Raw genomic sequence first — 19,988 nt, 5'->3', positions numbered from 1 at the left:
GGCCGGCCGCTCAATGATCGCGGCCGGGGCACCAACCTCCTGAGACGGCACAGCCTAACGACCTCGTGCACGGTCGGCCGTGGCTCGGCGCCCGGGTGGCTCGTTGAGCTGTGCATGGTGGGGGCTGGGGCGCGTGAGTTGATCGTGGCGGAGTACCGGGTCACTGGGCTGTCGCCGGTTGTGATCGCTGAACTCGTCGCTGAGGTAGGGCCGTTGTGGCACGAGCAGCATCAGGCGCGGCTGACGGCTCGGCCGCGGCAGCGGGCTGTAGGAGCCGGGGCGAAGCACAGGTTCGTCTTCGTCGACCGCCTGCTGGCTACCCTGGTGAGTCTGCGCCATGGCACCGCGCATGACGTGCTGGCCTGCTGGTTCGGCGTGGACCGCTCCACCATCACCCGCGCCATCGGCGAGGTGCGGCCCCTGCTGGCGCAGCGGGGCTGCACGGTCGCGCCGGGCAGACGGCTGTGCACGCTCGCCGAGGTCATCGAGCACCTGGGCGCCAGCGGTCAGACGGGGATCATCAACGGCACGGAGATGCGCGTCCGGCGCCCGGCCGCAGGCCGCAAGGACCGCGACAAATTCGTCTCCGGCAAGACCAAGCAGAACGCCGTGAAGGCGATGGTCCTCACGGACGCCGAGGGGCGCGTGTTGTTCTGCAGCCGGTCCGGCCGGGCAGTAGCGCCGACAGCACCCAGGCCCGGCAGCTCGGACTGGTCGAGCTCCTGGCCGACGGTCCGTTCATGGAGATCCTCGCGGATGCCGGCTATCAAGGCATGGGCGCGCCGACCGGCGGACGAGTGGTGACACCACCCCATCGCAAGTTCAAGAAGAACGCTCCCGCCTGGTATGAGGAGCGGGACGAGCAACAGCGCAAGGCGCACTCCTCGTGGCGCATCCGCGTCGAGCACGGCCAGATCGAGCACGGCCAGATCGACACCGACTGCGCCGACCCGCACCTGCCCCACCCGATACGGCGCCGACTTGAGCTCTGCCGCGCGAGCCGAGAGAAGATCATTCAGGCGCATGGGGCCGCAGCCGGCCGGCCGGACGGCGAGGACAGCAGATGACGACAGCTCAGGACGAGTGCCCGACCTTGAGTGAACACGCCGGTGACACGGATGCCCTCGCGGCGCCGCCCGCGGCGGGCATTGCCGAGACGGTGGGCCGCGTACCCGCGATGGCCGCCGCGGCGGCAAGTCCGTCGCGCCCCGGCGATACCGCCGAGATCGAGGCCATCACCGACGCGATGATCCGTCTGCTGGTAGGCACTCCTCTGCGCTCGGACGGCCAACCGACGATCAAATCCCTCGCCCAGGAGGCGGGCCTCAAGCGCAACAAGCTCACCCACAAGCACACCGGCCTGAAAGACCTGTTCTACGCCCTGGTGCGCATGCAGGACACACGGCCGAAGGTCGTCGACGGCCTGAAGCGGACCAACGACGAGCTGCAGCAGAAGATCACCCGTCTGCGTGCCGAGCGCGACCAACTTCGAACGGACATCAAGCAGTTGGTGAGGGTCGTACACCTCCTGGAGATCGAGAACCAGCAGCTGCGGGAATCCGCCGGCAGCGACGGTGTCGTTCGGGTTCTGCCCACGTCACACGGAGGTGGTCCCCCGGGGGGCGGTACGGACCGAGGCCGTGCCGCCCGGGGCCCGGAGCCGGTAGCGGAGGAACAGATATGACTCCCGTCGCCGGATGCTGATCAGGTCCGTCCGCTCCGGCCGGTTCGGCAGGAGTTCTAGTCCGGCGATCAGACCGGGCCGGGGGGTGTCGGCACGGCCGGCGAGCACCGGGGATGTCGTGAGGAACAGTTCATCCAGCAGGCCCTCACCAAGCAGGTGTCCGATGAGGTGTGGCCCGCCCTCAGTGAGTACTGCGGTGTGTCCTTGAGCGCGGAGAGCCGCGAGTACGTCGGCCAGGCGAATAGCGGGCCCTTCGCCCGTGGTGAGTACCGTGCACGCGGCGGGCAGGCGTCCTTCCAATCGGCGGGCGCCGTCCAGGGTGGTGGCGACGACTGCGCCCGACTGCAGCGCTGGGTGCTGGGTGGGCAGGTCGCCGCTCGCGGTGACTACGACCAGCTGTGGCTGGGTGGGGCGGCGCAGGCTGCGCCGTAGTTCGGCGAAGTCGGGGGCGGCCTGGGGACAGACGTGGTCGGGTGTCCACTGGTGGCGGGGGGTGGCTCGGAGTGTGCCGGCTCCGATGAGGACGGCGTCGGCGCAGGCGCGCAGCAGTCCCATGACGAATCGGTCCGCGGGTTCGCGTCCGCTGATCGCCGAGCCGGAGGAGGGGTATTCGGGACCGAGGGCGACCACTCCGTCAAGGGAGGTGACGAAGTTCGCGTACACGCACGGCGGGGTGAAGCCCAGATCGCCGCCGTAGGCCGTGGCGAGCGCCGGAGGCAGACCGAAGCGGGGCTGCTCTGCCTTCTCGTAGAGCAACTTCAAGGGCTCCAACGGGCTTGTCTGGGTGGGGCCGACGGGGTGCGCGGCGCTCGCCTCAGCCATGTCCGGCCAGGCCCCGCTGGCCGCACAACGTGAAGAATTCGCCGCGCAGCTGCGGGTCCTCGTCGTAGGTGCCTCGCCAGTGGGTGGTACGGGTGCTGGACTCGATCTCCCGTACGCCGCGCATCTGGGTGCACAGATGCACCGCTTCGAGGTGGACCGCGACGCCGTGCGGCAGCAGGATCTGCTGCAGGGATTCGGCGAGCTGGTGGCCGATGCGCTCCTGCACCGAGAAGCGGCGGGCGAACAGCCGCACCAGCCTGGTCAGCTTGGACAGGCCGAGGATGTGCTCGTGGGCGATGTAGCCGATGTACGCCTTGCCGAAGAACGGCAGGGCGTGGTGTTCACAGAGGGCGAAGAACGGGATCGGTCCTTCGACGATCTGGCTGATCCGGCAGTCCGAACCGCCATGGCATTCGGTCTCGAAGGCGGTGACCAGCTTCTCGTCGCCTTCGTACCCGCTGGTGGCGTCGAAGAGGGCGCGCAGGAAGCGGCGGGGGGTGTCTGCCGTGGCCGCTGATCCCACGGCCATGCCGAGCGCCTCGAAGATCTCCTTGAGGTAGCCCTCGAACCGCTGCCACTCCTCGCGGGTGATCTGCCGCGGGGACACGGCCGCCCACTCCACCTCGTCCGTAACGGGGACGAGGCTCTCGCCGACCAGCCCTACGACGGGCGGGGGACCGTTCATCTGCATGGGGTGATCGTTCATACGCAGTCCCCAGACGTGAGGCACGTCTCGCGGAAATCGGTCGCTTCCATTATCGATCGATGTGTGCGTGCTCGCTGCGCGAGCTGCAACGCCTCCTGCGGCAGCCCATTCGATAGGGGAGTGCCGGTCAGGGCAGCGGCCCGCTACCGGCGGGCCCGTAGAGGTCCAGCAGGTGCGTCCGGGTGGATTGAAGCCGGTTCCCGACCACGGTGGCGACACAGCGGGTGACCGCCTGCCCCAGCACTGGATCTTCCTCGCACATGGTGCGCACTGCCGCAGCGTCGAATTCCAGTGCGTGGACCGGGCCGTGTGCCTCGGCGCCGAGCTGCCAGGTGTGCGGCGGGACCAGCCCCAAGGGCATCGGCGGTCGCCGGCCCTGCGGCCAGGGACGTGCACGTCGAGCGAGACCATGCCCGTGCGGATGATCCAGATTCTGTCGGCCTTGCTGCCCTCCTCGACGATGCGGGTGCCTGCCGGGAAGGACACCTCGGTCGCGCATGCCGGCAACCGGTCGCTGTGTGCGGGCGAGAGCATCTCGAGCAGGTTTGTCGTGGGCATCATGGCCGTCCTCCCGTATCTGCGCGGAATCTGCCGGGGCCCGTACGAGGGCGGCAGCCGTACCCCACCACGCGCCGTGCCCGGATTTGCCCGCCGGCGATGTCGTGGCACCTCCAGGATCGGCGTGAGTGTGGAGCTCGCCCCACCGGTGCCGTCAGCCCCGGAGGAGCTCCGCGAGCACTTCGGCTTCGCTGATCTCGGGATGCTTGGTTGCGGTGAGCAGTGTCAGGGTCCGGTTTTGGGCAAGATCGCGCAGGTGCGCCACAGCGTCTGTGTGCTCGGGATCTTTGAGCTCTGTCCGGTAGCGGCGGCTGAATTCAGGGAATCGTTCAGGGTCGTGGCTGTACCACTTGCGCAGCTCCGTAGAGGGTGCGACCTGCTTGCACCACTCGTCGAGGTGGGCCTTCTCCTTGGTCATTCCCCGGGGCCAGATGCGATCGACCAGCACTCTGGTGCCGTCGGTCTGCGCGGGCTCCTCGTAGACGCGGCGGACGTGGACGGTCCTTTTGTGTGCCATCGAGGGACCTCCTGGTGGGCGTCATACGTAGTAGCGAGCGATGATCTCGAGCCGCGCTACTTCGTCGGGTCCTGGATAGGCCACCAGCACGGGCAGCCCGCTGGGATCCCGGCCCTCGATGAGGGTGAAGCCGTCCCCGTGCCGGGTGTCGACACGGTCGGAGCGGGCTTGGAGCACGCGCTCGCACCGCTGGAAGTCGTCGGGGCCGCCCGCCGTCCAGATGACATACTGCGCGCCGACGTGGCCCACCGGGTGCATCGCCTTCCGGCCCACGGTGCGCAGGTATACCTGGAAGCCGCCCTGGCCCACGAGCAGCGCGGCCGTGGCGGTGCGGACCGTGACCTCCATTTTCAGCAGCTCCTGGTAGAAGTCCGCTGATTCGTCGTGGTCGTGGACGAAGAGCACGACCGAGGCCAGCCGTGGCCCGTACGCGTCCGTTCCGGTACCGGTCGCCTCAGACGTAGCCGGATGCGGTGCAGAGCGCGGGCCGGAACGTGCCGATTCATGTGGATGTGCCATGAAGACTCCGCCACCTTCGACCGTTGTACGGGGTTCCTGAGCGGTTCCCGGTCGTTTTCCCACGCTACCCGGCATGCGCCATGGCCGCCGGGAACCGCGCAGCGGGCCCCGGGGCGCCGGCCGGGCTCGTCAGGCCGGCCAGGCGAGGAAGCCTCCGACGAGGGTTCCGTAGGCGAGGTGTGCGGCCAGGGTGACGGTGGGGGTGCTGGGACCGTAGTTGAGCATGAGAAATCCGGGTGGTTCGAGCAGGGCGACATCGGGAGCGCTGGTCTGGGATGTGCCCATGCGGGGGTGGATGAGAGGCAGCAGGATGTTGACCAGTGCCGTGGCGGCGAACAGGCCGTGGACGAGGCCGAAGACACATCCCAGCCACCAGCTGCTGTAGCCGATGGCGGCGAAGACCGCGTAGTACAGCAGGGCGAAGATCTGCCCGTTGATGAAGTGCGCGCCGTAGCCGAGGGCCTTGGCGCGGGTCCGGTCGCTGGTGAAGGCGGTGCCGAGCAGGAACGGCAGGTCGATGCGGGTGAGATTGAGGGCGTTGGCTGCGCGCAGGCCCGTGGTCAGGACCAGGGTGCCGGCGAACCCGCCCGCCAGGGCCGCCCAGATGCTCATCGCGTGGCCTCCCCGATCGCGCAGGCGGCGCTGATCAAGGCCAGGTGGGACAGGCCCTGGGGCAGGTTGCCCAGAAACGCGCCGGTCGCGGGCTCGACTTCCTCGCTGTAGAGGCCGACGTCGTTGCCGAGCGCCACGAGCTGGTCCATGAGGGACACGGCTTCGTCGGCGCGGCCGCAGCGGGCGAGGGCTTCGGCGAGCCAGAAGGAGCAGGCGAGGAAGGCGCCCTCGCTGCCGGGGACGCCGTCGGCGCCGAGGTAGCGGTGGACGTAGGGGCCGTCCTGCAACGCCTGCTGGACGGCGGTGAGGGTGTTGCGCATGCGCGGGTCGTCGGGCGGACGGTAGCCGTGCAGCAGCCCGAGCAGCAGACTGGCGTCCACGTCGTCGCTGCCGGCGGAGCGCACGTAGCTGTTCAGCCGGGTGGAGAAGCAGCTCTCGTCGACGAACTCGGCGATGGCCTGTCGCGCGTGGTGCCACCGGGCCGCGTGCCGGTCCGGGATCTGTTGCCGGCCGGCGAGGTCGAGGGCGCGGTCGAGGGCGATCCAGCACATCATCTTGGACTGGGTGAAGTGTTCGGGGGTGCTGCGTACCTCCCAGATGCCCGCGTCCGGCTGCTGCCAGACCGTGCAGACGAAGTCGGCGGTCTCGGCCAGCCGGCGGGCGATGTCGGCGTCGAGCCGGTGGCCCGCGGTGGTGTAGAGCCAGGCGGTCTGCAGCAGTTCCCCGTAGGTGTCCAGCTGGAGCTGGTCGGCGGCGGCGTTGCCGACGCGTACGGGCGCTGAGCCGCGGTAGCCCGCCAGAGGCAGCGTCCTTTCGGGCGCGCGGGTGCCGCCGTCGAGGCGGTACAGGACGTGCAGGCGGGGGTGGGTGAGCTGGGAGGCGTGCATCAGCCACCAGAAGTAGCCGGTCGCCTCCGGCGCGCAGCCCAGCTTGAGAAAGGCGTTCAGGGTGAAGGCGGAGTCGCGGATCCAGCTGAAGCGGTAGTCCCAGTTGCGTTCCCCGCCGAGCTCCTCGGGCAGTGAGCAGGTTGCGGCCGCGGCGACTGCGGCGGAGGGGGCGAAGACCAGGAGCTTGAGGGCGAGGGCGCTGCGCAGCACCGCCTCGCGCCAGGGGCCCGCGTAGGTGCGCTCGTCCGCCCAGTGCCGCCAGGTGGCGGTGGTGTGGTCCAGGCGGGCCTCGCACTCGGCACGCGTGGGCAGAACCAGCGGCTCCTGGTGCGCGTACGGCAGCGCGAGCAGATGCCGGGTACCGGCCTCGGTACGGAACCCGGATGCGATGGCATCCCCGGTGAACTGCGGCTGTCCCGCGTTCCAGGCGCAGACCGCGACGGCATCGGGTCCCAAGGTGGCCACCGGTACGCCGGCACGGTGGGTCAGGTGCGGCGCCCGGGTGCCGTAGCCGAACCGCGGCTGAACGCTCCAGCGCATGGGGACGCTGCCCGCCAGACCCTCGACCCGCCGGACCAGCTCCCGCCCGGGCGCCAGGGCGTGGGGGGTGGCGATGGTCAGCGCGTCGGTGACCCTGACCGTGCCGCCCGCGGTGGTGAACGTCGTCTCCAGCACGTTGGTGCCGGGCAGATAGCGGCGGGCAGCGGTGCAGGGACCGTCGGGCTGCAGGAGGAACCTGCCGCCGCGGACGGGGTCGAGGACGGCGGCGAACAGGGTCGGCGAGTCCAGGTCCGGCCAGGCCAGCCAGTCCACCGAGCCGTCCCGGGCGACGAGCGCGACGCAACGGCCGTCCCCGATCACCGCGTAGTCCCGCAGCTCCGCGTACCCGTCCATGCGTGCCGGCCGCCCGGCCGGGACAGCGGCCAGTCGCCGGGCCCTCGCCGGTGGGACTGGTGCACCAATCTGCTCCCTACGGGAGGCGGGCTCAGTCATAAGGGACAACGGCGAGGGGGCAGGTCGCATGGTGCGCGGCCGCATGGGCCACGGGTCCGAGGCGCTGGGCCAGGGCGCCCCGGTGTCTGCGTCTGCCGACGACCAGCAGCCCAGCTTGTGCCGCGTCGCGTACGACGGCCCTGGCCGGGCTGTCGAGGGTGACGACGTCGACGACTCGCACGTTGCGGAACTTCTTACGCCATGGACGGAGCTTCTTGCGAAGCTTCTTCTGTGCCTTGTCCGTGATCTCTGCGGCGACTTCGGGGTCGACGCCCCAGGGCATGTGCGCCTGCAGTGGTGCCTCGCGGTAGTGGACGGCTCGCAGGGGCACTCCGCGTGCGGCGGCTGCAGAGAAGGCGAACTTGAACAGCTCATCGCACGGGTCCCGGAGGCTCAGGCCGACCACCACACAGTTGCCTTCGTTTACGGGGGAAGGCGCTCTTTGCTCCAGGCTTGGACGTACGAGGACCACTGGCCGCTCGGCCCGTGACGCGACGTCCATGCTGATGCTGCCGAGGAAGTAGCCGCTGGCAAAGGCCAGTTCCCGCGAGCCCAGCACGATCATCCGGGATTTGGCTGCGGCTTCCAGCAGTGCGGACCGGGCGTCGTCGGCCACGAGATCCTCAACGATGGACAGAGCGGGATATCGCTTGCGGAGCACGACGTGCGCGTCGTGAAGAATGCGCTGGGCCCAATAGTGCTGGTCACTCTCCGCGGACATTCCGCGGGGCTGGGGCGACAGCGGGACCCACGCGTGCAGCAATCGCAAGGTGAGCCCTTGCCGGTCGGCTGCCGCTGCGCCCCAGCGGGCCGCGGCCAGGCTCTCGGGGGTGCCGTCCAGACCCACGGTGAGCGCTGGCTTCATGGCGACTGCCTTCGTCTCGGTAGAAGCTGGGTGCCGAGAAGCGGGAGCATCGGCCCCTGTCGGTGGCCTTGAGGCCCAGTTGCCCGGTCAACGGGCTTCTGTACCAATACACCCCAAACAACTTCCCCTCGCACTGCGAACATCCAGAGCGTCTTCGCGCCCGGAGCGGTCGGCGAGCCGTGCAGTCCGGCCGACCCGGGCCTGCCCGGTGTGTGGATTGCGGGCCGCTGGCCTTCCAGAGACGATGGAGCGACAGGCAAGCTCTGGTGCGGGCCGCGGACGAGCAGCAGGAAGCCTTGAGCTCCCACTCCGCCTCGCGCGCGGGAGGAGCGGCGGCGTCATGAATCCCTTGAACACACTGAGCGATGCCGGAGTGTCGATCTGGCTGGACGATCTCAGCCGGGAGCGGCTGGTGTCCGGGAGTCTGGCGGACCTGGTCGTGCGGGACCGGGTGGTGGGGGTGACCACCAATCCGACGATCTTCGCCAAGGCCATCACGAGCGGCGACGCGTACGACGGACAGATCCGTGACCTGGCGGCCCGCGGAGTCGGGGTCGGTGAGGCGCTGCGGGCGCTGACCACGACCGACGTGCGGTGGGCGTGCGACGTGCTGCGCCCGGTCTACGACGCGACGGACGGCGTCGACGGGCGGGTCTCCATCGAGGTCGACCCCCGGCTCGCGCACGACACCGCGGCGACGATCGCGGAGGCGCGGGCGCTGTGGTGGCTGGTCGACCGGCCCAACCTGTTCGTGAAGATCCCGGCCGCCCGGCAGGGCCTGCCGGCGATCGCCGCGTGCCTGGCGGAGGGAATCAGCATCAACGTCACGCTGATCTTCTCCCTCGCCCGCTACGAAGAGGTCATGGCCGCCTTCCTCGACGGGATGGAACGCGCCCGCGATGCGGACCGGGAGCTGTCCGGGATCGGCTCGGTGGCTTCGTTCTTCGTCTCCCGCGTCGACGCCGAGGCAGACGCACGCCTGGACAAGATCGGCACCGCGCAGGCGGCCGAGCTGCGGGGCCGGTTGGCGATCGCCAACGCGCGGCTGGCCTACCAGCACTACGAGCGGGTGTTCTCCTCGTCCCGGTGGCATGCCCTTCGGCAGGCGGGGGCCCACCCTCAGCGTCCGCTGTGGGCTTCAACCTCGGTCAAGGACCCCGCCTACCCCGACACCCGCTACGTGACCGAGCTCGTCGCACCCGGCGTGGTCAACACCATGCCCGAGGCCACCCTGCGCGCGGTCGCCGACCACGGCCAGGTACCGGCCGACTCGGTCCGCGCCCACTACGACGACGCTCATCAGGTGCTCGACGGGTTGCGGGCCGTCGGCGTGGACTACGACGACCTCGTGCAGACCCTTGAGGACGAAGGCGTGTCGAAGTTCGACGCCAGCTGGGAGCAGCTCTCCGAGCAACTCGCGGAAACATTGCGGAGCCGGCCCGCAGCCCGGGAAGGGAACTGACGATGCCCACCGATGACGCGTGTGTGATCGTCGGGGCCAGCCTGGCCGGGGCCAAGGCCGCGCAGACCCTGCGCGAGGAGGGCTTCGACGGCCGGCTTCTGCTGGTCGGCGAGGAACGCGAACGGCCCTACGAGCGGCCGCCGCTGTCCAAGGGCTATCTGATGGGTAAGGACGCGCGGGTGCAGATCTACGTTCATCCGCCCCAGTGGTACGCCGAGCACGATGTGGATCTGCGGCTCGGCATGGCGGTCACCGCCGTCGACCCGTCCGCGCGCGAGGTGACCTTCGCGGACGGCAGCCGGATCGGCTACGGCAAGCTGCTGCTGGCCACCGGATCCTCGCCGCGCCGCCTGCCTGTCCCGGGTGCTGACCTGGAGCGGGTGCTGTACCTGCGGCGCGTCGAGGACAGCGACCGGATCAAGGAGGCGTTCCAGTCCGCATCCCGTGCAGTGGTCATCGGCGCGGGCTGGATCGGTCTGGAGACCGCAGCTGCCGCGCGCACGGCCGGTGTGGAGGTCACCGTGCTGGAGATGGCCGAGCTGCCGCTGCTGCGCGTCCTCGGCCGTGAGGTCGCTCAGGTTTTCGCGGACCTGCACCGCGACCACGGTGTGGATCTGCGGTTCGGAGTGCAGGTCGCCGAGATCACCGGCAGCGGTGGCGCGGCGGACGGGGTGCGGCTGGCCGACGGCACCCGCATCGACGCCGATGTGGTCATCGTCGGGGTCGGCATCATGCCGAACATCGGGCTGGCGCAGGAGGCGGGCCTGGAGGTCGACAACGGCATCCGCGTGGACGAACGGCTGCGCACCTCCTACCCGGACATCTACGCCGCCGGTGACGTGGCCAACGCCTTCCACCCTCTGCTGGGCAAGCACATCCGCGTCGAGCACTGGGCCAACGCGCTGCACCAGCCGCAGACCGCGGCCAAGGCGATGCTCGGCCGACAGGACGCGGTCTATGACAGGGTTCCGTACTTCTTCACCGACCAGTACGACCTGGGCATGGAGTACGCCGGGTACGTCGAGCCCGGTGGCTACGACCAGGTCGTCTTCCGCGGTGACGTGGCCGGACGTGAGTTCATCGCCTTCTGGCTCGCCGACAACCGGGTGCTCGCAGGCATGAACGTCAACATCTGGGACGTCAACGACCAGCTCCAAGCCCTCGTCCGCACCGCCCAGCCAGTCGACATACACAGGCTCACCGACCCACAGGTACCCCTCGAGTCTCTCCTGCCCAATCCCCAGCACTGACGAGCGGTTCAGTGACCTGCCCCACCGCTGGCTGGTCTGGCCGTGAGGTCACCACCGGTCCGCTGGAGCTGGCCGAACTGATAGCGGCGTAACGGATACGACGACCGCTTCCGGGGCTGACCAGACTGCAGCTCGTCCTGCCGATGCGAGCTGCCTTGGAAGGATCTCCCATGACCGACACTCCCGCGCACGTCCCCGCTGGACCGATCGTCGTCGGCACCGACGGCTCCCCGCAAGCCCGGCACGCAGTACTTTTCGCGCTACGCGAGGCACAACTGCGCGGCACCGGCCTGCGGGCGGTCTGCGCCTACGACTACAGCCCTGCTCGTTACACGGGCTATGGATGGATGGCCGCGCCGGAGGACAACGGCGGCCTGTACGAACAACTCCACGACGTCGCCCGACAGGCGGTGACCGACACGGTCCACGAACTACGGCGGCAACTCGGCGGCCCCGACGTGGAGGTGGAGATCATCGCCGAGGCGGGACGCCCGGCACAGGTTCTGCTGGACGCGAGCAAGGACGCCTCTCTGCTGGTGGTCGGTACCCGCGGTTCAAGCGCCTGGGGGCGCCTCACACTCGGATCGACCAGCACCGAGGTCGTGCACCACGCTCACCTGCCCGTCGTGGTCGTGCCGGCCGACCCCCGCGGCGCCTCCTCCTGACGCATGCAGAACCAACTCCCGCATGCCGCCTGACTGTTGTCCCTTCGGACCGGCAACAGACAACACCCCGCCACTTGGCCATCACGTCCAGCACCTGCTCGTACACGTCCAGGGTGTCGGGCGGGCAGGTGGAGGTGGGCGTGGAGGATCTGCCGTTGACTCATCGGGATCACCCGGCCGATCCGGGGCTGCGGTGTCCGAGTCTGCGCAGGTCGGCGGAGCGTGTCCCGGCTGGCTGGAGATCAGCGTAGGGGTGGAGCAGTGCTCCGGCGGTGCCATCCGGCAGGGTCCGCGCCGGCGGTGTGCCGGAGGGCGTGGGCTGGGCGGGGGTGGGCGCGGGCGCGGAGCGGCCGAGCAGCTCGAGTGCGGCCTGAGGGCCGTGGTCGCGGCGGGCGCGCGCGACCTGGTCGAGGTCCCAGGCCATCTCGCCGACGACGGTGCGCCGGTTTCCCCGGCGCTCGACGGTGCCCCGCACCAGCAGCAGCCCGGAGTGGAACACGGTGTGGGCGCACGCGTCATGGCTGTCTTCGAAGAACGCCAGGTCGACGAGGCCGGAGCCGTCTTCGAGCGTGAGGAAGATGATCCTCTTACCGGACCGGATGGGTGGCGTCTGGGTGGAGGCGCGCACGCCGGCGACGAGGACACGCTGCCCGGGGCGGAGCCGTTGCAGGTGGGCGGCGTCGGTGGCTCCGAGCTCGCACAGCAGCCGGTGGTGGTGCTCCATCAGGTGCTGGCTGATGTCGATGGACAGGATGTTGAGTTCCGCGGTGAGTTGGTCGCGGCGGGTCATCTCGGGCAGGCCGCTCGCCGTGGTGGTGACGGCATCCTCGCCGAGCGGCAGTTGCCCGTCGACCACGGCGCGGTTTCGGGAGCGCCGGTGTAGTTCGGTGGCCTGCAGCAGGAGATCCCGCCGGGTCGGCTCGCCCTGCAGCGGACCGAGTGCGCCGATCTGGATCAGTCGCTGGGCGGTCGGCAGCTAGGGCCGTGCCCATTGCCACAGATCCTGCAGCGAAATGTACGGCTGTCCGGCCGCGATCCGCGTGGCCTCGGCGTCGCTGATCCCGCGCACCGTGGACAGCGCCAGGCGCACCCCCCACCCCTGGTCGGTCCGCTCCACGCTGTGCACGGTGCGGGAGTGGTTGACGTCGACGGGCAGGACAGGGACGCCGAGGCGGCGGGCGTCCGAGACGACCACCCGCATCGGCCACATGCCGGGATCGTGCTCCAGCAGGCCCGTGTAGAACGCCGCCGGATGGTGGGCCTTTAGCCAGGCGGACTGGACGGCCGGCACCGCGAACGCGACGGCATGCGCCCGGCAGAACCCGTACGCCCCGAACTCCTTGATGATTCCCCAGACTTCGTAGACGACGGATCCGGCATAACCGCGCGCGGCGGCCGCCCGCCGGAACCAATCCTCCACCTTCGGCAGGCGATCAGCGTCGGCGAGGGCACGGCGGGCGACGTCGCCGGCGGCCCGGTCGCAGCCGGTCATCCTGGCGAAGATTGTGATGATCTGCTCGTGCCAGATGACGACCCCGTAGGTGTCGTCGAGAATCGGCTCCAGGTCCGGGTGCGGGTAGTGAGGCGGCTCGGTGCCGTGCCGCGCGGCGATGAACCTGGCGGGCATGCCACCGGCGACCGGGCCCGGCCGGAAGAGCGAGATGTCAGCGATGACGTCCTGCATATGGCGCGGCTGCAGCCGCGCGATGAGGTCCTGTTGGCCGGGCGACTCAATCTGGAAGCAGCCCAGGACGTGGCCGCGGCGGATGAGCTCGAAGGTGTCGGGGTCGGCGAGGTCGACGTGGTCGGGGCTGTCCAGGTCGAGCTGGCGTCCGGTGGTGCGGCGGATCTCTGCGACGGAGTGCGCCATCGCCGACTGCATCCGCACGCCGAGCACGTCGAGCTTGAGCAGACCGAGGTCCTCCACGTCGTCCTTGTCCCCGATGGTCCAGGCGCCGCCCGGGGTGGGCTGGGCCGGCAGCCGATCCAGCAGGGAGGCATCCGAGAGGATCACGCCGCACGGGTGCATGGCGTACCCGCGGGGCAACACGTCCAAGCCGGCCGCCAGCTCCCACAAGGGCCCGAACTGCTCGGCTTCGCAGGCGAGTTGGCGCAGTTCGGGCAGCTCGGTGAGGGCGTTCGGAATGTCGCGGGCGCAGGTGCGGGAACCCCTTGGCGATCCGGTCCACCATCTGCGGTCGGATCCCCAAGGCAAGCCCGGTATCTCTGAGGGCGTGCCTCGCACGGTACGTCTCGGGCATGCCGGTAACCGCCGTCCGTTCCCGGCCGAACCGCTTGATGATCGCGTCGTACACCTCCAGACGCCGCTCGGACTCCACATCCAGGTCGATGTCTGGCAGCGACGTACGGCGCTCGCTGAGGAAGCGTTCCCAGAGCAAGGGGTGATCAAGAGGGTTGGCGGTGGCGATGAAGAGCGCGTGGTTGACCATGCTCCCGGCACCGGAGCCGCGCGCGGCGACCCGGATCCCAACCAGTGCGAGCGCGGTCATCCCGCGTTCGGCGGCGCGCTGCACGAGGGCGCCGGAGAGGGAGGCTCCGTAGCGGGCGCTGTACCCGGAGGCGACTCGCAGATGAGTAAATCCACGGCTTCGCACCTCCCCGCCTTTCGCCTGTCCCTCCCTGACCTGTGTCCTCTCCAGGTATCCACCATAGCTCGAAATCGCACAAGCGTTCGAACGTGACTTGATGCTATTCCACGCTGTGACGCTCAGCGATAGGTGGCCCTGCGCAGCCCTACTTGGCCACTCGACCCACAACTCCGCGCGCAGGCGAGCGCCGACGGGGTGGTACTGGGCGGTCGTCCGGCGCACAGAAGCAAGATCCGTTACGGGCCTGAACGGTCATCGTTCCCAGGGCGCTATGTAGATCTCCAAGGATGGTGGCAGGGCCGTGAGCAGGGCAGATGACCAGGTGAAGCAGCTGCTGGTGGAACAGTTCGGAGTACCGGCAGAACGTATTGCGGCGGACCAGGCGTTGCAGGAGTTGTCACTGGACTCGCTTGCCCTGGAGGAACTGCGGACAGTGGCCGAGGAGCACTTCGCCATCGACCTGGAGACCGCGGTGATCGGTATCCGCGACACCGTCGGCGCACTGGTGTCCGTCATCGAGGACGCGGTGATCAACTCCACGGTGGCTGGCCGGTGAACCGTCCCAACTCCGCCCCGTTCGAGGCGGCCGTCACCGGTCTAGGCATCATCTGCGCAGCCGGGATCGGCGCGAAGGCTGCCTGGCAGAGCGCCGTGCAGGGCACCGTCGGCCACATCACCCGGCCGCCGACCTTGGAGGGCCTGCCGCACGACTTCGCCTACAGCGTCCCCGACTTCGACGCCGACACCGTGCTGGGTCGCCCTCTGGCCCGTCAGATGGACCGGTTCCCCCACCTCGCCGTCGCGGCGACCCGGGAAGCCCTCGCCGACGCCGCCCTGGAACCTTCCGAGTGGGACGCCACACGCGTCGCGGTCCTCATCGGCAGCTCCCACGGCGGCCTGACCATCTACGACACTGTGCATGGTCAATTCATCGGTGCCCGGGAAGTGTGCCTGTGGAACCGGGCGTTCCTCGCCGGCCGTAGCGCGTCTGTGGCCGGAGTGCGGCACGTACATGCCGTACTCCGGCCACAGACGACATAAGTCCTAGCCGCAGGGGATTACGTAGCGGACGGGGTTCCAGTCGCCGTGGCGGTCCTCGCTGTACGCCCGCGGCGTCTTGTAGATCATGTGGCCGCTGGGGTTGTACATCCGGGCCCGGCGGCTCTCCAGGTCGCGGGTCTGGTCGTTGATCCAGGAACCGCCCCTGCCCCAGGTGGACACGTAGTACTTCGTATCGCACCGGAACATATCGATCCGGGTCCCCTTGAAGTCGTCTTTCCGGTAGGCGCAGAAGTTCCCGGACACCCCCGGAGAAAGGCACGGGTCGGCGGCGGCGCGCATCCCGTTGCCCGAGGCGAAGTCGCGCGGGTGGGCCTCGCCCGGCAGGGCGACGAGGACCTCGCCCTTGCCGTTGAGGTCGATCTTGTTGAGCGCGACCTGGGTCCCGCCCATCTTCTTCAGGTAGCGGTCCACGTCCGCCTGCAGCGCCGTGGTCTGCTCACTGGTCAGGTGCGCGGACTCGGCCTGCTGGGCGAAGCGCGAGGCGGCCGGCGCCGCCGGTCCTGCCTCGGCCGTGCCCACGCCCGTGACGAGCATGAGCAACCCGCCTGCCGCCGCAATACCGCTCTTGTGCATGTACCGCATGTCTCTCCTTCGATTCACGGGCACGGCTTGTGCCCCCGGCCGCACGCCGCCGGATCCCGGGGCGTGCCGTTCGGTTGGTCCGGCACCGAGTTCATCGGGCTGGGGGTTGTTGCACAGCCGTGTCCCGGGCGTGAAACAAAGCAGGTCACAGGCTCGGGTTGGCGAGATGGTGCCTTTCGCGGTGGTGGGGTGCGTGTTGGGATGGGACGCCGCTGCTGGTCACGGGGCGGCACGGGGGAAGGAATTGATATGGGGCGTCCGGAAGCGGACCTCGATCCGGGGCTGGGGCCGGTTCAGCGGTTTGCGTTCGAGTTGCGCAATCTGCGTCAGGAAGCGGGCGGGATCACCTACCGGCAGATGGCCCGGCAGGTGGAGGTCTCGGTCTCCACCCTGTCGAGAGCGGCCAATGGAGAGCAACTGCCCTCCTTGCCGGTGGCCTTGGCCTATGTGCGGGCGTGCGGCGGGGATGAGGAGGCGTGGGAGGAGCGCTGGCGCGAGGCGGTCACGGAGCAGGCCCGGGTGAGCGACCTCGTGGTGGACGAGAGCGTCCCTTCTCCCTACCGTGGCCTGGCCCGGTTCGACGTGGGTGATGCGGAGCTCTTCTTCGGCCGGGTCGAGGTGACCGATGCGCTGGTCCGCGCGGTGGCGGAGCACCGTGTGTTTGCGGTCTTCGGGCCGTCCGGCAGCGGCAAGTCATCCCTGCTGCGGGCGGGGCTGATTCCCCGCCTGCGCAGCCTCGACGGAGGGCACCGGCCGGCGGCGGTGCGGATCCTCACCCCGGGCGAGCACCCGCTGCGCACTCACGCCACTGTGTGCGACCCAACACCGGGCGAGGGGGATACCTGGCTGGTCGTGGACCAGTTCGAGGAGATCTTCACCCTCTGCCGCGACACCGCAGAGCGGGCCGGCTTCCTGGCCCGCCTGCTGGCCGCCGCCGAGCCCTCAAGCCGGCTGCGCGTCGTCCTCGGTGTTCGTGCCGACTTCTACGGACGTTGCGCCGAGCACCGTGAGCTCGCCGACGCCCTGCGTGAGGCCAACCTGATGGTGGGACCGATGAGCCCGGCCGAGCTTCGCGAGGCCGTCGTCAGGCCCGCGCAGTCGGCCGGGCTCATCGTCGAACGTGAGCTGACCGCCCGCCTGGTGGAGGAGTCCGGCGGCGAGCCGGGCGGCCTGCCGCTGCTCTCCCACGCCCTGCGGGAGACCTGGCGGCGGCGCCGCGGCCGGGCGCTCACCATGGAGGCGTACGAGGCGGCGGGCGGCGTGCACGGCGCGATCGCGCAGACCGCCGAGGAGATCTACACCCGGCTCTCCCCCCACCACGCGGAGCTGGCCCGGATGATCCTGCTGCGGCTGATCGCCCCCGGCGAGGGCTCCCAGGACACCCGGCGCCCGGTCGACCGGAGCGAACTCGACCTCGGCACCGCCTCCCAGGAAGACATCGCTCTGGTGTTGGAGCGGCTGGCACGGGCCCGACTCCTGACCCTCGACGAGGACACCGTCGATCTCGCCCACGAGGCCCTGATTTCCGCCTGGCCCCGGCTGCGCGGCTGGATCGAGGAGGACCGTGAGCGGCTGGGCACCCATCGACGTCTGACCGAGGCAGCCCGCTCCTGGGACGACCTCGGACGCGACCCGGGGGCCTTGTATCGCGGCACCAGACTGGCCACGGCCGAGGAGGCGTTCTCCCCGCCCGGACACAGCGCCGCCCTCACCGTGCTGGAGACGGACTTCCTCACCGCAAGTGCCGCAGCACGCGATCAGGAGCGGCGGGCGGCGACCCGGGCCGCACGCCGACTGCGCACGCTGGTCGGCTCGCTGTCCGCTGTGGTGGTGCTCGCCCTCCTGGCAGGCGTCGTCGCCTGGCAGCAGACTCAGCAGAGCGACCGGCAGAAGGTTCTCGCCGCCGCCCGCAAGGCCGCCACCGCGGCGAACGGGCTGCGCTCCTACGACCCCCGGCTGGCACTCCAACTCAGCGTCGCCGGCTGGAAACTGAGCCGTACCCCGGAGACCCGGTCGGCGCTGCTGGGCGCCCTGGAGCAGCGGGAGCGCGCGAGGTTCGACCCGCCGCCCTCCGAGTACAACGCTCAGCAGTTCCTGAGCGACGGCGGCCGCACGTTCACCCGCATCGAGAAGAGGCGCATCACGGTGCGGGACGCGGAGACGGGCCGAGTGACCGGCACCTACCGCGCGTTGCCACAAAACGTCGACCTGCAGGGGTATGGCGTCCAACGCAGCCCCGACGACTCGACGTTCGCCATCCCCACGGGCGCCGGCATGCAGGTGCGCCTGTGGGACATCCGCGCCGGCCAGTACCGCGGCCCCGCCTTCGGCCCCTCCCGTTTCGCCCCCGACTCCACCACGTCCGCCACGGGATTCAGCAGCAGCGGGCGGGCGATGTACTTCAGCACCGCCGACGACGGCACAGAAGTGTGGGACACGCGCACCGGGCGGCGGCTGCTCTCCGCCCCGGATGCCCCCCCGACGGTGGAGGCGGACATCAGCGCGGACGGCCGCCTGCTGGCCTCCTGCACCGAGGACGGTCACGCCGAGCTGTGGGACATCCGCCAGAACCGTCGGACGGCTGCCGAGTGGATCACGAAAGTGCCCTGCCTGACCACGTGGGACATGCAGTTCTCCCCCGACGCAGACACCCTGGCCGTGCCGGATGAGCAGGGACTGCGGCGCTGGCGGCTCTCCTCCGGGAAGGAACTGCCCACGCTCCGCCAGACGTCACCAGGGCAGTATGCCTTCAGCGACGACGGGGAATTCGTGGCGGGCGCGGGCAGAAATGAGATCCTCCTCTGGCGCCTTGACCGGCCGCAGACCCCGGTCTTCCGCCACGCGCCGGCCGACGGGTACGGGGACCCCGGCGACATCGAACTCGACATGAGCTCCCGTGCCATCCGCTACGTCGGAAGCGGGAGCGGCACCCGACCCGTGGTGCACACGCTCGATCTGGGCCAGTCCGTCACCACCTCCTGGCGTGCCCGTCCCGTCGACAACGCCACGTTCAGCGCGGATGCCGGCACACTGGCCCTGGCCCGCGCGGGCGCCCGGGCCGACCGCTTCACCCTGCTCGACGCGCGCAGCGGCAAGGTCACGGCGGACGTTCCCGGACTTGAGCGAGCCGCCCCAGCCGAGGACGACGACCCGTTCCTTGAGATGTCGCTGAGCGCCAACGGGGACCGCTTCGCCTACGGCCTCGACGAATCGCCCATCCCGTGGGGCGCAGACGGGATCCGCGTGTGGGATACGAGAAGAAACCGGCAGGTCACGGCGCTCACCCCCGGGACCGCGGACTTCGAATTCATGGCATTGGCACTCAGCCCGGACGGCCGGGAGGTGATGACCATCGGATCGGAAAACGGAATCAAGGTCTGGGACACCCGCAGCGGAAAGCGGCTGCGCACCCTGCCCGAGCCGAACCGAGGCGACCGCGACGAGGATGTCCAGAGAATCGGCGCGCTCAGCGCCGACGGCGCGAAGCTCCTGACAGACGACGGTGCCCTGATCAGGGTGTCCGACGGCAAGACCCTGCCCGACGAACTCGGCCAGTGCGAGGCATGCCTGTTCGCGTTCAGCCCGGACGCACGCCGGATCGCCGTGGCGAAAGACTGGGGGGATGTGTCCCTGTGGGACGGCACCCTGCGTACGCCGCTGGGGACACTGTCCGGCACCCTCTCCCGCGCCATACCCGGCGAAGGCGAGGAGACGAGCGCGGTGGTCTTCTCCCCGGACGGCTCCACCCTCGCCATCGCCGGGAACCAGGGCACCCTGCAGTTGTGGGACGTGACCTCCCAGCAACCCCTCGGCCCCGCCCTACGCACTCCGGGCGACGGCATCCTGTCCCTGGCCTTCAGCCCGGACGGCGGCACACTGTATGCCGCAGGTGAACACGTGCCGTGGCAGAAGTACGACATCGATGCGGACCGAGCCGTCGACACGGTGTGCGCACGCGCCGGAGCCTCGCTGTCCCCAGCCGCTTGGAACAGGTTTCTGCCCGAAGTCCCCTACCAGCAGCTGTGCCAGTCTTGAGCATACGCAGCTCCCCGAGCGCGCTACCACGTCCACAAGGCGCCCGACCCGAACCTGATCTCCACCGATGCGGACCTCGCCCGGGATCTGGCGCCGCCAGCACGTGTGGGCCGGCTACCCCACCGCCGGGAGATGAAATCGATGCCGGTCAGTCTCGCTC

At 69.8% G+C, this 19,988-nt stretch carries 18 protein-coding genes and 1 pseudogene; 9 read left to right on the top strand and 10 right to left on the bottom strand.

Going from position 1 to position 19,988, the window contains the following annotated elements; genetic code table 11:
* Window positions 1-114: 114 nt before the first annotated feature.
* Genes EHO50_RS09585 through EHO50_RS44500 form a run of 3 tightly spaced genes read left to right on the top strand, consistent with a single transcriptional unit; the run spans window position 115 to window position 1,684 of the window.
* Window positions 115-804, top strand: a complete 690-nt coding sequence (locus EHO50_RS09585) for a transposase (protein WP_246101098.1) — start codon at window positions 115-117, stop codon at window positions 802-804.
* A complete protein-coding gene (locus tag EHO50_RS44895; protein ID WP_246101097.1) occupies window positions 801-1,067 on the top strand; it encodes a hypothetical protein in 267 nt (88 codons plus the stop codon). Before EHO50_RS09585 ends, EHO50_RS44895 begins: the two co-directional genes overlap by 4 nt.
* Entirely contained in the window at window positions 1,064-1,684 is a 621-nt protein-coding gene (locus EHO50_RS44500) for a hypothetical protein (RefSeq protein ID WP_181449586.1), read from the top strand. The genes EHO50_RS44895 and EHO50_RS44500 overlap by 4 nt, the downstream gene beginning before the upstream one ends.
* On the opposite strand, the gene EHO50_RS09575 is transcribed toward EHO50_RS44500, so the two are convergent.
* From EHO50_RS09575 to EHO50_RS09540, 8 genes are all read right to left on the bottom strand, one after another.
* On the bottom strand, window positions 1,598-2,506 hold the full coding sequence (locus tag EHO50_RS09575; RefSeq protein WP_128429459.1) for a RibD family protein: 909 nt from the start codon (window positions 2,504-2,506) through the stop codon (window positions 1,598-1,600). The two genes, EHO50_RS44500 and EHO50_RS09575, sit on opposite strands and share 87 nt — an antisense overlap.
* Complete coding sequence (gene folE, locus EHO50_RS09570; protein ID WP_128429458.1) at window positions 2,499-3,212, bottom strand: GTP cyclohydrolase I; 714 nt, start codon at window positions 3,210-3,212, stop codon at window positions 2,499-2,501. The genes EHO50_RS09575 and folE overlap by 8 nt, the downstream gene beginning before the upstream one ends.
* A 127-nt stretch (window positions 3,213-3,339) precedes the next feature.
* Window positions 3,340-3,573: a cyclic nucleotide-binding domain-containing protein gene (locus EHO50_RS45785; protein WP_342786903.1), complete on the bottom strand. Its 234-nt coding sequence runs from the start codon at window positions 3,571-3,573 to the stop codon at window positions 3,340-3,342.
* A gap of 351 nt (window positions 3,574-3,924) precedes the next feature.
* Window positions 3,925-4,287 (bottom strand): DUF488 domain-containing protein, encoded by a 363-nt coding sequence (locus EHO50_RS09560; protein WP_128429457.1) that lies wholly within the window; start codon window positions 4,285-4,287, stop codon window positions 3,925-3,927.
* 21 nt (window positions 4,288-4,308) lie between these two features.
* A complete protein-coding gene (locus EHO50_RS09555; RefSeq protein WP_128429456.1) occupies window positions 4,309-4,806 on the bottom strand; it encodes a VOC family protein in 498 nt (165 codons plus the stop codon).
* Window positions 4,807-4,935: 129 nt separating this feature from the next.
* Window positions 4,936-5,418, bottom strand: coding sequence for a hypothetical protein (locus EHO50_RS09550; RefSeq protein WP_128429455.1), 483 nt, complete (start codon window positions 5,416-5,418; stop codon window positions 4,936-4,938).
* Window positions 5,415-7,199 (bottom strand): glycoside hydrolase family 15 protein, encoded by a 1,785-nt coding sequence (locus EHO50_RS09545; RefSeq protein WP_128429454.1) that lies wholly within the window; start codon window positions 7,197-7,199, stop codon window positions 5,415-5,417. Before EHO50_RS09545 ends, EHO50_RS09550 begins: the two co-directional genes overlap by 4 nt.
* A gap of 91 nt (window positions 7,200-7,290) precedes the next feature.
* A complete protein-coding gene (locus EHO50_RS09540) occupies window positions 7,291-8,163 on the bottom strand; it encodes a universal stress protein (protein WP_128429453.1) in 873 nt (290 codons plus the stop codon).
* Window positions 8,164-8,503: 340 nt separating this feature from the next.
* Between EHO50_RS09540 and tal the strand changes: the two genes are divergently transcribed.
* The 3 genes from tal to EHO50_RS09525 all read left to right on the top strand — a co-directional run bounded on the left by tal (window position 8,504) and on the right by EHO50_RS09525 (window position 11,540).
* Window positions 8,504-9,625 carry a transaldolase gene (tal, locus tag EHO50_RS09535; protein ID WP_220096427.1) on the top strand — a complete coding sequence of 374 codons (1,122 nt, stop codon included), beginning with the start codon at window positions 8,504-8,506 and terminating at the stop codon, window positions 9,623-9,625.
* A 2-nt stretch (window positions 9,626-9,627) separates the two neighbouring features.
* A complete protein-coding gene (locus tag EHO50_RS09530) occupies window positions 9,628-10,875 on the top strand; it encodes an NAD(P)/FAD-dependent oxidoreductase (protein WP_128429451.1) in 1,248 nt (415 codons plus the stop codon).
* 170 nt (window positions 10,876-11,045) lie between these two features.
* Window positions 11,046-11,540: a universal stress protein gene (locus EHO50_RS09525; protein ID WP_128429450.1), complete on the top strand. Its 495-nt coding sequence runs from the start codon at window positions 11,046-11,048 to the stop codon at window positions 11,538-11,540.
* 169 nt (window positions 11,541-11,709) lie between these two features.
* Here EHO50_RS09525 and EHO50_RS09520 read toward each other — a convergent pair.
* Window positions 11,710-14,032, bottom strand: a pseudogene (locus EHO50_RS09520) (helix-hairpin-helix domain-containing protein); the annotation flags it as partial.
* A 418-nt stretch (window positions 14,033-14,450) separates the two neighbouring features.
* Between EHO50_RS09520 and EHO50_RS09515 the strand changes: the two are divergent.
* The gene (locus EHO50_RS09515; protein ID WP_246101096.1) at window positions 14,451-14,705 is read left to right on the top strand and encodes an acyl carrier protein; all 255 of its coding nucleotides are present in this window, start codon (window positions 14,451-14,453) and stop codon (window positions 14,703-14,705) included.
* Window positions 14,702-15,190, top strand: a complete 489-nt coding sequence (locus EHO50_RS09510) for a beta-ketoacyl synthase N-terminal-like domain-containing protein (RefSeq protein ID WP_128429449.1) — start codon at window positions 14,702-14,704, stop codon at window positions 15,188-15,190. The genes EHO50_RS09515 and EHO50_RS09510 overlap by 4 nt, the downstream gene beginning before the upstream one ends.
* 3 nt (window positions 15,191-15,193) lie before the next feature.
* On the opposite strand, the gene EHO50_RS09505 is transcribed toward EHO50_RS09510, so the two are convergent.
* Window positions 15,194-15,793 (bottom strand): hypothetical protein, encoded by a 600-nt coding sequence (locus EHO50_RS09505; RefSeq protein WP_128429448.1) that lies wholly within the window; start codon window positions 15,791-15,793, stop codon window positions 15,194-15,196.
* A gap of 249 nt (window positions 15,794-16,042) precedes the next feature.
* Between EHO50_RS09505 and EHO50_RS09500 the strand changes: the two genes are divergently transcribed.
* Window positions 16,043-19,828, top strand: a complete 3,786-nt coding sequence (locus EHO50_RS09500) for an nSTAND1 domain-containing NTPase (protein ID WP_128429447.1) — start codon at window positions 16,043-16,045, stop codon at window positions 19,826-19,828.
* Window positions 19,829-19,988: the final 160 nt, after the last annotated feature.

The organism is Streptomyces cyaneus, assembly GCF_004028635.1.
Classification (GTDB): Bacteria; Actinomycetota; Actinomycetes; order Streptomycetales; family Streptomycetaceae; genus Streptomyces; species Streptomyces cyaneus.
Note: the sequence above shows the minus strand (reverse complement) of the source record. Positions and strands in the feature narration are given on the sequence as shown.

Bases quoted from the DNA above. Each gene is read 5' to 3' on its own strand.
- EHO50_RS09555 (WP_128429456.1), bottom strand. From the start codon at position 4,806: ATGGCACATCCACATGAATCGGCACGTTCCGGCCCGCGCTCTGCACCG.
- EHO50_RS09540 (WP_128429453.1), bottom strand. From the start codon at position 8,163: ATGAAGCCAGCGCTCACCGTGGGTCTGGACGGCACCCCCGAGAGCCTG.
- EHO50_RS09575 (WP_128429459.1), bottom strand. From the start codon at position 2,506: ATGGCTGAGGCGAGCGCCGCGCACCCCGTCGGCCCCACCCAGACAAGC.
- folE (WP_128429458.1), bottom strand. From the start codon at position 3,212: ATGAACGATCACCCCATGCAGATGAACGGTCCCCCGCCCGTCGTAGGG.
- EHO50_RS09525 (WP_128429450.1), top strand. From the start codon at position 11,046: ATGACCGACACTCCCGCGCACGTCCCCGCTGGACCGATCGTCGTCGGC.
- EHO50_RS09530 (WP_128429451.1), top strand. From the start codon at position 9,628: ATGCCCACCGATGACGCGTGTGTGATCGTCGGGGCCAGCCTGGCCGGG.
- EHO50_RS09505 (WP_128429448.1), bottom strand. From the start codon at position 15,793: ATGCGGTACATGCACAAGAGCGGTATTGCGGCGGCAGGCGGGTTGCTC.
- EHO50_RS09545 (WP_128429454.1), bottom strand. From the start codon at position 7,199: ATGGACGGGTACGCGGAGCTGCGGGACTACGCGGTGATCGGGGACGGC.
- EHO50_RS44500 (WP_181449586.1), top strand. From the start codon at position 1,064: ATGACGACAGCTCAGGACGAGTGCCCGACCTTGAGTGAACACGCCGGT.
- EHO50_RS45785 (WP_342786903.1), bottom strand. From the start codon at position 3,573: ATGCCCTTGGGGCTGGTCCCGCCGCACACCTGGCAGCTCGGCGCCGAG.
- EHO50_RS09500 (WP_128429447.1), top strand. From the start codon at position 16,043: ATGGGGCGTCCGGAAGCGGACCTCGATCCGGGGCTGGGGCCGGTTCAG.
- EHO50_RS09550 (WP_128429455.1), bottom strand. From the start codon at position 5,418: ATGAGCATCTGGGCGGCCCTGGCGGGCGGGTTCGCCGGCACCCTGGTC.
- EHO50_RS09585 (WP_246101098.1), top strand. From the start codon at position 115: ATGGTGGGGGCTGGGGCGCGTGAGTTGATCGTGGCGGAGTACCGGGTC.
- EHO50_RS09560 (WP_128429457.1), bottom strand. From the start codon at position 4,287: ATGGCACACAAAAGGACCGTCCACGTCCGCCGCGTCTACGAGGAGCCC.
- tal (WP_220096427.1), top strand. From the start codon at position 8,504: ATGAATCCCTTGAACACACTGAGCGATGCCGGAGTGTCGATCTGGCTG.